We start from the raw sequence: 12,301 nt of genomic DNA on the forward strand, positions 1-12,301 counted from the left end.
GGAAAGGTGGACAGTTGATTTGGCGCAAACTTTGCTTGATTGCGGGAGGAAGGCCTGACATGTCGGTCAGGCCGGCTTGTCTGGTATCATGCGCGATCGTTCCGCTGCGCTGCCTGATTCTTTCCGTCAAATGATGAAAACACTGTTTCGCCTGATGTTGCTGTGCCTGGCGCTGGGCTGTGCCTGGCTGGCCTGGGTGGTTCTGATTCCGGTTGGTTTGCCGGAAGCCGGTTACAAGCTGACCGTGGGGCCCAACCGCACCCTGAGCCAGGTGGCGCGCGGGCTGGAACAGGAGGGAGTGGTTCGCAGCCGTCAGGTGATGGTGGCCCTGGCCCGCCTGCAAGGCGTGGACCGCAAGATCAAGGCGGGTCTGTATCGTTTCGACGGCCAGGCATCGATGCTGGACATCTTGAACCGCTTGGCGGATGGCCACCCTGACGAGGCCAGCCTGACGGTGATCGAGGGCTGGACCTTCCGCCAGTTCCGTCAGGCGATAGACCGCAACCCGGATATCCAGCACACCGCCAAGGACTGGAGCGACGAGGAGATCATGCGGCGGCTCGGCTTTGGCGACGCCAAGCCGGAAGGCCTGTTCTTTCCCAGCACCTATTTGTTCAGCCCGGGCATAGAAGACGCTGAACTGTACCGGCAGGCTTTCAGCGCCATGCAGCAACGGTTGGAGGCGGCCTGGGCGGCACGCAAGCCGGAGCTGCCTTACCGCACGCCTTACGAACTGCTGATCATGGCCAGCCTGATCGAAAAGGAAACCGGCGAAGACGCCGACCGCCCAATGGTGGCCGGAGTGTTCGTCAACCGTTTGAAGCAGGGCATGCGGCTGCAGACCGACCCATCGGTGATCTACGGCATGGGCAGCCTGTACCAGGGCAAGATAGGCAAGGCTGATCTGCGCCGCGACACGCCTTACAATACGTATACCCGCGCCGGGCTGACGCCGACGCCCATCGCCTTGCCGGGCAAGGCGGCGCTGGACGCGGCGGCTAATCCGGCCGCAACCAACGCCCTGTATTTCGTCGCCCGAGGCGACGGCACCTCGCACTTTTCCGCGACGCTGGACGAACACAATCAGGCGGTGCGCAAATACATCTTGAAGAAAGGACAGTAATGGCGCTAGAGCAGCAACGCGGCCGCTTCATCAGCCTGGAGGGCATAGACGGCGCCGGGAAGAGCACCCATCTGACCTTTATCCGCGATTGGCTGGCGCAACACGGCGTCGACGCCGTATTCACCCGCGAGCCGGGCGGCACTCCGCTGGGAGAGAAAATCCGCGAACTGCTGTTGGCGGTGGACACCGAGGCCTCGCTGGACGCGGAAACCCTGCTGGTGTTCGCCTCGCGCCAGCAATTGCTGCACAGCGTGATCGAGCCCGCGCTCGCCGCCGGCCAGTGGCTGGTGTCCGACCGTTTCACCGATTCCACCTTCGCCTTCCAGGGCGGCGGCCGCGGCGTGCCCTTCGAGCGCATCGCCGAACTGGAGCAATGGGTGCAACACGGTTTGCAGCCGGATCTGACCTTGCTGTTCGACCTGCCGTTGGAGGTGGCGGCCGAGCGCATGTCCAAGACCCGGCAGCTGGATCGCTTTGAGCAGGAAAAAGCCGATTTCCACGTGCGCGTGCGCGAAGCCTATCTGAGGCGCGCCGCCGGACAGCCGCGTTTCGCGGTGCTGGACGCCAGCCGTTCCATCGCCGAGATCCAGGTGGATATCGCGGCCTGCTTGCAAAAACTGCTGGAGGCCGCGTGATGCTGCTGCCCTGGCAACAAGGCGACTGGGCGCGGCTGAACACCGAGCGCGACCGCCTGCCCAACGCCTGGTTGTTCACCGGCGCGGCGGGCATCGGCAAACTGGAGTTCGCCGAACATCTGGCCCAGTCCTTGCTATGCGAACGCCCCCAAGCCGGTCACCGTCCTTGCGGCGAATGCGAAGCCTGTCGTTGGTATCTGCACGGCACTCATCCGGACTTCCGCCGCTTGTCGCCGCTGGGCGATGAGGACGAAGAAGGCAAGGAGGGCGCGGAGGGCAAGAAGGTCAGCCGCAAGCTGCCGGTGATCAAAATCGAGGCGGTGCGCGAGGTGATCGACTTCGCTCATCTGAGCGCCCATCGCGCCGGCCGGCGCATCGTGCTGGTGGAGCCGGCGGAAAGCCTGAATCCGGCCGCCGCCAACGCCTTGCTCAAAATCCTGGAAGAACCGCCGGCGGAGGTCTTGTTTCTGCTGGTGGCGCATGCGCCCCAACGCCTGCTGCCCACCATACGCAGCCGCTGCCGCCAATTCCCGCTGACGCGGCCGGACCAGGCGCAAGCGCTGGCCTGGTTGCGAGAGCAAGGCGTGGCCGACGCCGAACTGGAGCTGGCCCACAATGGCGGCGCGCCGCTGTTCGACCACGATCCGGCGCTGGCCAAGCTGCGTGGCCAGTTTGTTCAAGGATTGGCCCAGCCCAGCTTCGCCAATGTGCTGCAGCTGGCGGAGGCGGTGGACAAACAGAAACTGCCGCTGCTGCTACCCATCGGCTGGCTGATGAAATGGCTGCATGATCTAGCGAGTTTGAGACTGGCCGGTTTGCTCCGCTATTATCCAGATCAGGAGCGCGCCTTGCAGCAGCTGTCGGCGCGCGCCGACATCGCGCAATTGATGGCGTGCCAGCAAACGCTCAACCAACTGGCGCCGTTTGGCCAGCATACGCTGAACACGCGCTTGCAATTGGAGGCGGTGCTGATGGACTATCTCAAGATATTCGCCAGCGGCAAGGCCGCCTGACACTGAGGGTTAGCAAGTATGGACACTTCCGCCACTCGCCCGGACCTCAACCCCAACCGTCCCGGGGTGCTGTCCCTGCACATCAAGGAGCGCAGCGCGCTGTTCGCCGCCTACATGCCCTTTGTGCGCCACGGCGGCATTTTCATTCCCACCAACAAGGAAATGAAGCTGGGCGAGGAAGTGTTCCTGCTGCTGACCTTGATGGACGACCCGCAGCGCATCGCGGTGCAGGCCAAGGTGGTGTGGCTGACGCCGGCCGGCGCCAATAACAGCCGGGTGCAGGGCGTCGGCGTCGAGTTCGTCGCCGGCGACGCCGGCAAGCAGGCCAAGGACAAGATCGAGGCCCTGCTCAGCGGCGTGCTCAACTCCAGCCGACCCACCCATACCATGTGATTGTTTTCGCGACGCGCTTCCGCGCGCCGCAGCCTGATTGACGCAACTATGTTTATCGATTCCCATTGCCACATCAATTTTCCCGACCTCGCCGCGCGCATGCCGGAAGTGCTGGCCAATATGCAGGCCAACCAGGTCAGCCACGCGCTGGTGATCGGCGTCAGCCGTCCCAAATATCCGCAAGTGCTGGCGCTGGCGGAAAGCCACGGCAATTTGTACGCCACCGTGGGCGTGCATCCGGACGATCCGGAGGCGGAAGAATACAGCGAGGACGAGCTGGTGGCGCTGGCCGCGCATCCGCGAGTGGTGGGCATCGGCGAAACCGGCCTTGACTACCACTGGTGCAAAGGCGATCTGGACTGGCAGCATCAACGCTTCCGCGCCCATATCCGAGCCGCCAAGCGCGTGGGCCTGCCGCTGGTGATTCATACCCGCGAATCCGCCGAGGACACCATCCGCCTGATGCGTGAAGAGAACGCTGAAGTGTGCGGCGGCGTGATGCATTGCTTTACCGAAACCTGGGAGGTGGCGCAGGCGGCGCTGGAGCTGGGCTTCTACATTTCCTTCTCTGGCGTGGTGACTTTCAAGAATGCGGCACAGGTCAAGGAGGTGGCTCAGAAAGTACCGCTGGAACGGATGTTGATCGAAACCGACTCGCCGTATCTGGCGCCGGTGCCCTATCGCGGCAAGATCAATGAACCGGCCTACGTCCGCCATGTGGCCGCGCATATCGCGGAACTGCGCGGCATCGATCTGGAAGAGGTGGCGCGCGTCACCAGCGATAATTTTTTCCGGCTCTTCTCCAAGGCCGGTCGTTGAAGCGGAGAAAGCGCATGAAGCGAATCTTGCTGTCCGGGCTGGCCTTGCTGGCCGTCCTGTTGTCGGCCCAGGCTTGGGCCAATTGCGTCAATCTGAACGGCCGCAGCTATTGTTCCGAAGACGGGGGCATCGCTCTGGTGCAGCGCGGACAGGCGATGTGCGGCAAGGGCGAATGCGCGATTGATGAATTCGGCAACGTATTGTGCTCGCCGTATCCGGGCGGCGGGGTGGTGCGCGCCAATGGCGTCACCTACGCCGGCCCCGGCGCCTGCCTGTTGTCGCGGGATGGCAATCCGTATTGCGCCAAGCAGCCGCGCGGCAGCTGCCAGCAAGACGCGGACGGGAATGTCCGTTGCGACGGCGGCTGGGTGCGCGAGAAGGCGGAACGCCCGGAGCGCTGCCGCTGATGTCTTGTTACTTGGAAAACGTCATTGGGCTCGCTTGAAGTCACCATCCTGGGCTGCGGCTCCAGCTCCGGCACGCCGGCCATAGGCTGCGATTGCGCTACCTGCCGCTCGGCGGATCCGCGCAATCGCCGCACCCGCGCCAGCGCCTACATTAAGGTGGCCGGCCAGGGGCTGTTGATCGACACCGGGCCGGACCTGCGGCAGCAGGCGCTGCGCGAGGGGCTGAGCCGGGTGGACGCGGTGTTGTATACCCATCCGCACGCCGACCACCTGAACGGCATCGACGATCTGCGCGCTTTTTGTTATGTGAAAAAGGGGCCGATCACGCTCTACGGCAACGTCTTCACCCTGGACAACATCAAGCGTCGTTTCGACTACGCCTTGCTGCCGCCGTCCAAGATGTGGGACAAGCCGGTGCTGTTGCCACAGCAAGTGGACGGGCCGGTGGACTGCGGCGGCGTCACGCTGACGCCGGTGCCGCTGCAACACGGCTCCTGGCCTTGCCTTGGCTGGCGCGTTGGCGATATGGCCTGGTTGACCGACGTGTCGGACATCCCGGACAGCAGCTTGTCTTTGCTGCAAGGGCTGAAAGTCTTGTTCCTGGATTGCCTGAACCACGACCCCTATCCGTCCCACCTGGGCGTGAGCCAATCCTTCGCCTGGGCCAAACGCATCGGCGCGGAGCGCACGGTGCTGATCCACATGACCCACCGGCTGGAGTTCGCCGCACTCAGCGCCGAATGCCCGCCCGGCGTGGAAGTGGGCTATGACGGCCTGCGCGTCGAGCTGTCGTTTAGCTGATGCCCGTCATGTCAAGAAATCGTTAATAATCAATCGCTTTTATTTCAGGGCTGTAGCGGGATTTTCTGATCCAGCACCGCCACCGCGGTCAGCGCGTTGTCCGGACTGCCGTCTATCAGCTTGTCGGAGTAGCTGAGGTAGGTCAGCGTATTGCGCTTGGCGTCGACGATGCGCACCACGCGCACATGCTTGAAGATGAAGGACGCGCCTTCCTTGAACACCTGTTCCTGCTTGGGCAGCGGCCGCGAAAACTTGATCGCGCCCACTTGGCGGCAGGCCACGGAGAAGCGCGACGGGTCCTTGGCCAGCCCCAGCGCGCCCTTGTAGCCGCCGGTCTTGGCGCGGGAGATATAGCAGGCCACGCCTTGCACCGCCGGGTCGTCAAAAGCTTCCACCACTACCTTGTCGTTGGGGCTGAGCAGTTTGAAGGTGGTGGACACCTCGCCCACCTCTTCGGCCATCACGGGCGCGGCCAGGCAGGCGAGCAGCAACAGGGCTATCTTGTTCATTCGTGTTCTCCAGCCGCGGGAAAGACGCCGGCCGGGAAGGGCGGCCGACGGTCAGCGGATGGAAGCGATTGTAGGGAAAGCCGGCCTTCGCCTCAATCGCCAGCCGCTTTGGCGCGGAAGACCGCCATTTCATCGGCGACGAAGTACTCTATCATCGTGCGGTAGACCGCCGCGGTCAGCGCCGCGTCGGCCCCCAGTTCGCCGGCCAGACGCTCGACGCGGCGCATCACCTGATCGACGCGTTTGCCGCCTTCCACTTCGTCCCGGCTGTGCTTGAACGCCGCCGCCTGACGCACATAAAGGCCGCGCTCGGCGATTAGCGACACCAGAGCGCGGTCGATGCGGTCGATCTGGCCCCGCACCTCATCCAGGTTTTGGCATTGGTAGATATGTTCCATTAAAAAGCCTTTCGGAATCGGTTTCACAGCCTAACAAGCTAGGGCGAGACAAGGCGTAGGCTGCTGTGTGGCGCATGGGCATGCCGGAGTCGTTCCCAACGCCGCATCGCTGAAGCGCGGCAGACGATGAACAGGTTCTCAGTAGTAGTTCAAGCCCATCGCCGCCTTAACCTCGGCCAGCGTGGCGGCCGCCACCGCGCGTGCGCGCTGGGTGCCGGTCTTCAGCATCTCCATCACCGCGGCCGGATCGCGCGCGTACTGTTCGCGGCGGGTGCGGGTTGGTTCCAGCAAGGCCTGCAGGCATTCCTCCAGCTGTTTCTTGATCACGGTGTCGCCCAGGCCGCCGCGGCGGTAATGATCCTTCCATTCCGCCACTTGCGCCGGGTCGGAATGGAATACGTCCAGATAGGTGAACACCACATTGCCTTCCACCTGGCCCGGGTCGGCGACGCGCAGGTGATTGGGGTCGGTGTACATCATCTTCACCGCCTGGCGGATCTCGTCAGGCGTGGCCGACAAAGTAATGGTGTTGCCCAGGGATTTGGACATCTTGGCCTTGCCGTCGATGCCGGGCAGGCGGGAGCCGTGTTCCGGCACCACCGCGCGCGCTTCCACCAGCACCGTTTGATCTACGCTGGCGTTGAAGCGGCGCACGATCTCATTGGTCTGCTCGATCATGGGAATCTGGTCTTCGCCCACCGGCACGATGCTGGCCTTGAAGGCGGTGATGTCCGCGGCCTGGGCGGCGGGGTAGGTGAGGAAGCCGGCGGGGATGTCGCGCTCGTAGCCGCGCTGCTTGATCTCGTCCTTGATGGTGGGGTTGCGCTCCAGCCGCGCCACGGTGACCAGGTTGAGATAGTAGGAAGACAGCTCGGTCAGCTCCGGCACCAGGCTCTGGATGAAGATGGTGCTTTTTTCCGGGTCTATGCCCACCGCCAGGTAATCCAGCGCCACCTGCAGCACATTGTCGCGTACCTTCAGATAGTTGCCCATATTGTCGGTCAGCGCCTGGGCGTCGGCGAGCAGCAGGAACTGACGGCAACGGTCTTGCAAAATCACGCGGTTGCGCAGCGAGCCTACATAATGGCCCAGATGCAGTTGTCCGGTGGTGCGGTCGCCAGTGAGGATGATGTCTTTGGCTGTGATGTTGTCCAGATTCATATTGGTCTCCAGTGAGCTTGCTGGAAACTGCCGATCCGGGGGAGGAGAGGTACTGCTGGAAACCCTATGCCGCCGTATCGGCAGCTTCCGGGTTTTGGGTGTGCAAACGCCGGTGCCGCCTTAGTTCAGGCGCCACCACCAAAAAAAGGATGCGAATGCGGTTGCGTAGTTCATGGGCTTTATCAGAGCACGGCGAGCAAAGCAGCGTCAAGCGTCTTTTCAGGCCAGGACATGCAGCAGGCTGCCGGCCGGCGGCATGAGGTCTTCGGAATAGGGCGAAACATTCTTGTTTCGGGCCGCGCTCTGAGCTTGGCGCAACAGCCGTTCGAAAGACTCACCGTGGGAAGCGGCATCCCTGTTGGTCGTGGAGGATTGCGGGTGAGGAGCGACGAACTCCGCCATTTCCTTGCGCGGGTCGCTGGCGGCGGCGCGGCTGTCAGTCTTGGCGGCGACCGCGCTCACTTGTCTCAACGGCGAGGCGGCGGCCTTGAGTTGCGCGGTGATGGAGAGGATATGCATCGGGGGGCCCGGTTCAAGGGATCAAGATGCTTGTTTGAGAGCGCCTGCTTGCTATATGTTCCGGGCAAAATTGTAAAAAAGTGATAATAAACAAAGTGCTATATGGATATTGTTGTTGAGCTTCTTAGGCGGTGGGCATGAAAACGGCCGGGCGACGCCGGCCGGTTCCAATGGGATACGGGCAAGGCTTAGAGCCGCTAACAAAACCTCGCAGAGAACCTGAGCCAAGGCGCGCCGACGCAGGCAGTACAAGTGGTACGACAAGGAGGCGCAACGCAGGATCAGGAGTTTTGTTAGCGGGTCTTAGAACCTGTTCAAAGTCTCGCGAGCTAGGGTGAGACAAGGCGAAAACGAGCCAACAAGCGGAATGGTCAAGTGGTGCATGAGCATTTCTAGGATGTTTTCAACGCCGTATCGCCGAAGCGCAGCAGATTTTGAACAGCTTCTTAGAAACGCCGGCCCAGCGCCGCCTTGTGCATGATGGTGGAGGCGATTTCCTCAATGGACTTGTGAGTGGTGCTGATGAAGGGGACGCCGTGATGGCGGAACATCGACTCGGCCTCGTTCACCTCGCGTCGGCAGTTGTCCATGCTGGCGTATTTGGAGTCCGGCCGGCGCTCGGAGCGGATATGGTGCAGCCGCGCCGGGTCGATGGTCAGGCCGAAGATCTTGTCCTTGAACGGCAGCAGCAACTTGGGCAGCGTAGGGCTGCCCAGGTCTTCCGGCGTCAGCGGGTAGTTGGCGGCGCGGATGCCGTATTGCAGCGCCAGATACAGGCAGGTCGGGGTCTTGCCGGAGCGGGATACGCCCACCAGGATCACGTCCGCTTCATGCAAGTCCTTCAGTTTGACGCCGTCGTCGTGGTTCAGCGAAAAGTTGACCGCTTCGATGCGGTGATCGTACTTCTCCTCGTTGACCATGCCGTGGGCCTTGCCCACGCTCAGCGAGGCGCGCTGGCCGATTTCCTGTTCCAGCTGGCCAATGAAGGTGTCGAAGAAATCTATCATCACCGCGTTCTCAACCTGCAGCGCGCTGCGCACGTCCGGGTTGATGATGCTGGTGAACACCAGCGGCTTCAGGTGATCCGTTTCCGACACTTGGCGGATAACCTCCGCCAGCGCTTCGGCCTTTTCCACGGTATCGACAAAGGGAATGGTCTCGCGCTTGAATTCCACAGTGTCGAACTGGGTCAGCAGCGTATGGCCCAGCGATTCGGCGGTGATGCCGGTGCGATCGGAAACGAAGAAGGCGGAGCGGAGATGGTGGGGCATGCAAACACCTGTATTGCGAGTGAACAAGGCCGGAACCGCGCCTGCCGCGCTTTGCGGCGCGCCCGGGGTTCAAAGGATTCTATACTCTGAAAGGCCGCGACGAAACCCGCTAGGAGCGCCGCTTAGCCGTGTAGTGCGTAAATTACACGGTTTTGACAATCATTTTCATCAGGAATGTCTGTCAACTTATTGATTCTGTTGCAATGCTTGTCCTTGTTCGGCCGAAAACCCGTGTTGCGCTGCAAAAGACGCTACGCATCTGGCACGTAATTCGGCTAGAATGCGGCCCTATCGTCCCAATCCAACACAGGAAGTGAAGTGATGGCTGAGAACTACGTCATCTGGTTCGAGAAACTGCGCATGACCGATGTGGAGCAGGTAGGCGGCAAGAACGCCTCCCTTGGTGAAATGATCAGCCAATTGGCCGGCTCCGGGGTTCGCGTCCCAGGCGGCTTTGCCACCACGGCGCAGGCTTACCGGGATTTTTTGCAGCACAACGGTCTGGCCGACAAGATCAGCGCCGCACTGGCCAATCTGGACATCGACGATGTCAGCGAACTGGCCCGAATCGGCAAGGAAATCCGGCAATGGATCATCGACACCCCGTTCCCCGCCAAGCTTGACGCCGATATCAAAGAGGCCTGGGATCAGATGGTGGCCGATGCCGGCGGTGCCGATATCTCCGTTGCAGTTCGCTCCTCCGCCACCGCCGAAGACCTCCCCGACGCCTCGTTCGCAGGCCAGCAAGAAACCTTCCTGAATATCCGCGGCCTTGACAACGTCAAGGATGCGATGAAACACGTTTTCGCCTCCCTCTACAACGACCGCGCCATTTCTTACCGCGTGCACAAAGGCTTTGAGCACGACGTAGTGGCTCTGTCCGCCGGCGTGCAGCGCATGGTGCGTTCCGACTGCGGCGCGGCAGGCGTGATGTTCACCATCGACACCGAATCCGGCTTTGAAGACGTCGTGTTCATCACCGCGTCTTACGGCCTGGGCGAAACCGTGGTGCAAGGGGCGGTAAACCCTGACGAGTTCTACGTGCACAAGCCGACGCTGAAAGCCGGCCGTCCGGCGGTGCTGCGCAAGACCATGGGCTCCAAGCTAATCAAGATGGAGTTCACCGACGCCTCGCAAGCCGGCCGCTCGGTGAAGACCGTGGACGTGCCCCCGCTGGAGCGTCAGCAATTCTCCATCAGCGACGCCGAAGTGGCCGAATTGGCCGAATACGCGTTGATCATCGAGAAGCACTACGGTCGTCCGATGGACATCGAGTGGGGCCGCGACGGCCACGACGGCAAGCTCTACATCCTGCAGGCCCGCCCGGAAACGGTGAAGTCGCAGGAAGACCGCAAGGACACGCTGCGCCGCTATCGTCTGAACAGCAAATCGCAAGTGCTGTGCGAAGGCCGCGCCATCGGCCAGAAGATCGGCCAGGGCGTGGTGCGCACCATCAAGGACGCGTCCGAGATGGACCGCGTCAAGCCGGGCGACGTGCTGGTCACCGACATGACCGACCCGGATTGGGAACCGGTGATGAAACGCGCCGCCGCCATCGTCACCAACCGCGGCGGCCGTACTTGCCACGCTGCCATCATCGCGCGCGAGCTGGGCATCCCGGCCGTGGTGGGCTGCGGCGACGCTACCCAAGTGTTGTCCGAAGGCATGCAGGTCACTGTTTCCTGCGCCGAAGGCGACACCGGCAACATCTATGACGGCCTGCTGGACGTGGAAGTGATCGACCTGGAACTGGACAAGATGCCCAAGGCCCCGGTCAAGATCATGATGAACGTCGGCAACCCGGAACTGGCTTTCGACTTCGCGCAGCTGCCGAACGAAGGTGTGGGCCTGGCGCGCATGGAGTTCGTGATCAACCGTCAGATCGGCATCCACCCGAAAGCGCTGTTGGAGTTCGATAAGCTGCCGGCGGATCTGAAAGCCACCATCAGCGACCGCATCGCCGGCTACGCCAGCCCGGTGGACTTCTACGTCGACAAGATCGCCGAAGGCGTGTCCACTCTGGCCGCCGCCTTCTATCCGAAAAAGGTCATCGTGCGCATGTCCGACTTCAAGTCGAACGAGTACGCCAACCTGATCGGCGGTCAACTGTACGAGCCGCACGAAGAAAACCCGATGATCGGTTTCCGCGGCGCCGCGCGCTACGTGGCCGAATCCTTCCGCGATTGCTTTGAACTGGAATGCCGCGCCATCAAGAAAGTGCGCGACGTGATGGGGCTGACCAATGTGGAAGTGATGATTCCCTTTGTGCGCACCCTGTCCGAAGCCGAGCAAGTGGTGGAGATCCTGGCCGCCAACGGCCTCAAGCGCGGCGAAAACGGTCTGCGCCTGATCATGATGTGCGAGCTGCCGACCAACGCCGTGCTGGCGGACAAGTTCCTGCAGCACTTCGACGGCTTCTCCATCGGCTCCAACGACATGACCCAGCTGACGCTGGGCGTGGACCGCGACTCCGGCGGCCCGATCGCCTCCACCTTCGACGAGCGCAACGAAGCGGTCAAAGCCATGCTGCACATGGCGATCCAGGCTTGCCGCAAGCAGGGCAAGTACATCGGCATCTGCGGCCAGGGCCCGTCTGACCATCCGGACTTCGCCAAGTGGCTGGTGGAAGAGGGCATCGAAACCGTGTCCCTGAACCCGGACACCGTGGTGGAAACCTGGCTGTATCTGGCGCGCGAACTGAACAGCTAAGTTCGCAGTTCCGTCGCTTTCAAACCGCCCGCTTGCCGGGCGGTTTTGTTTTGTCCGGCGTTTCTTGCAAGCTGGCGCGGGAACGGATGCATATGCTGGGCGGCATCAACGATTCGACTCATCACCTTTATCAGGATGCACCCATGCGACTCCCATTTCTCCCGGTTTCCCATCAGACACTGGATGTCTTGATCCCGCGCTATCTGAACGCGCCCCAGGCGAAGGAGGCCAGCGCGCTGGCCAAAGTATTAAAGGCTTGCTCCAATCAGGCCGTGGAGCGCGGCAGCTACGCGGACTTGGGCGCTTTGCGCGATGCCATCGCCGCGGAGATCAAACCGCTGCCGGCCAGCTTCGGGCATAAAGACTTAAGATTGAACGCGGAGTTGCAGCTTGCGCTCAAGGGCGTGGACAAGCGAATCGCCAGCGAACAAGCGCATTACCGTCAACAGGCGCGCTATGCTCAGCATGGCTATGCGGCCGATCCGGACTCTTCGCGCCGCTTGTTGGGGGCCCGGGCGAACGCTTAAGTTTGCGTTAAGCCGG

General features: G+C 62.1%; 14 protein-coding genes. 9 read left to right on the forward strand and 5 right to left on the reverse strand.

Annotated elements, in window-relative coordinates; translation table 11 throughout:
• Window positions 1-130: 130 nt before the first annotated feature.
• From mltG to GYH29_RS03405, 7 genes are read left to right on the forward strand one after another with little or no spacing between them, the layout of a single operon-like run.
• Entirely contained in the window at window positions 131-1,123 is a 993-nt protein-coding gene (gene mltG, locus GYH29_RS03375; RefSeq protein ID WP_039755172.1) for an endolytic transglycosylase MltG, read from the forward strand.
• Entirely contained in the window at window positions 1,123-1,758 is a 636-nt protein-coding gene (tmk, locus tag GYH29_RS03380) for a dTMP kinase (protein WP_019101881.1), read from the forward strand. Before mltG ends, tmk begins: the two co-directional genes overlap by 1 nt.
• Window positions 1,758-2,771, forward strand: coding sequence for a DNA polymerase III subunit delta' (locus tag GYH29_RS03385; protein WP_019101880.1), 1,014 nt, complete (start codon window positions 1,758-1,760; stop codon window positions 2,769-2,771). Before tmk ends, GYH29_RS03385 begins: the two co-directional genes overlap by 1 nt.
• Window positions 2,772-2,789: 18 nt before the next feature.
• Window positions 2,790-3,164: a PilZ domain-containing protein gene (locus tag GYH29_RS03390; RefSeq protein ID WP_019101879.1), complete on the forward strand. Its 375-nt coding sequence runs from the start codon at window positions 2,790-2,792 to the stop codon at window positions 3,162-3,164.
• Window positions 3,165-3,212: 48 nt separating this feature from the next.
• Window positions 3,213-3,983, forward strand: coding sequence for a TatD family hydrolase (locus GYH29_RS03395; protein ID WP_161523179.1), 771 nt, complete (start codon window positions 3,213-3,215; stop codon window positions 3,981-3,983).
• Window positions 3,984-3,997: 14 nt separating this feature from the next.
• Complete coding sequence (locus GYH29_RS03400) at window positions 3,998-4,390, forward strand: hypothetical protein (RefSeq protein ID WP_043592816.1); 393 nt, start codon at window positions 3,998-4,000, stop codon at window positions 4,388-4,390.
• 24 nt (window positions 4,391-4,414) lie between these two features.
• Window positions 4,415-5,191, forward strand: a complete 777-nt coding sequence (locus GYH29_RS03405) for an MBL fold metallo-hydrolase (protein ID WP_019101876.1) — start codon at window positions 4,415-4,417, stop codon at window positions 5,189-5,191.
• A gap of 44 nt (window positions 5,192-5,235) precedes the next feature.
• Here the strand turns inward: GYH29_RS03405 and GYH29_RS03410 are convergent, their stop codons facing one another.
• The 5 genes from GYH29_RS03410 to ppsR all read right to left on the reverse strand — a co-directional run bounded on the left by GYH29_RS03410 (window position 5,236) and on the right by ppsR (window position 9,049).
• Window positions 5,236-5,700: a CreA family protein gene (locus GYH29_RS03410; RefSeq protein ID WP_019101875.1), complete on the reverse strand. Its 465-nt coding sequence runs from the start codon at window positions 5,698-5,700 to the stop codon at window positions 5,236-5,238.
• A 92-nt stretch (window positions 5,701-5,792) separates the two neighbouring features.
• Entirely contained in the window at window positions 5,793-6,098 is a 306-nt protein-coding gene (locus tag GYH29_RS03415; RefSeq protein ID WP_161523180.1) for a chorismate mutase, read from the reverse strand.
• 138 nt (window positions 6,099-6,236) lie between these two features.
• A complete protein-coding gene (gene trpS / locus GYH29_RS03420) occupies window positions 6,237-7,259 on the reverse strand; it encodes a tryptophan--tRNA ligase (protein WP_081555455.1) in 1,023 nt (340 codons plus the stop codon).
• A gap of 219 nt (window positions 7,260-7,478) precedes the next feature.
• Entirely contained in the window at window positions 7,479-7,778 is a 300-nt protein-coding gene (locus GYH29_RS03425; RefSeq protein ID WP_114152659.1) for a hypothetical protein, read from the reverse strand.
• Between the two features lie 446 nt (window positions 7,779-8,224).
• Window positions 8,225-9,049, reverse strand: coding sequence for a posphoenolpyruvate synthetase regulatory kinase/phosphorylase PpsR (gene ppsR / locus GYH29_RS03430; RefSeq protein WP_043592814.1), 825 nt, complete (start codon window positions 9,047-9,049; stop codon window positions 8,225-8,227).
• A 321-nt stretch (window positions 9,050-9,370) separates the two neighbouring features.
• Between ppsR and ppsA the strand changes: the two genes are divergently transcribed.
• Window positions 9,371-11,758, forward strand: coding sequence for a phosphoenolpyruvate synthase (ppsA, locus tag GYH29_RS03435; protein WP_081576306.1), 2,388 nt, complete (start codon window positions 9,371-9,373; stop codon window positions 11,756-11,758).
• A 143-nt stretch (window positions 11,759-11,901) separates the two neighbouring features.
• Window positions 11,902-12,285, forward strand: coding sequence for a hypothetical protein (locus tag GYH29_RS03440; protein ID WP_141113301.1), 384 nt, complete (start codon window positions 11,902-11,904; stop codon window positions 12,283-12,285).
• The last annotated feature ends 16 nt before the right edge of the window (window positions 12,286-12,301 follow it).

It is taken from the genome of Chromobacterium haemolyticum, assembly GCF_009936155.1.
In the GTDB taxonomy this organism is placed as follows: domain Bacteria; phylum Pseudomonadota; class Gammaproteobacteria; order Burkholderiales; family Chromobacteriaceae; genus Chromobacterium; species Chromobacterium haemolyticum.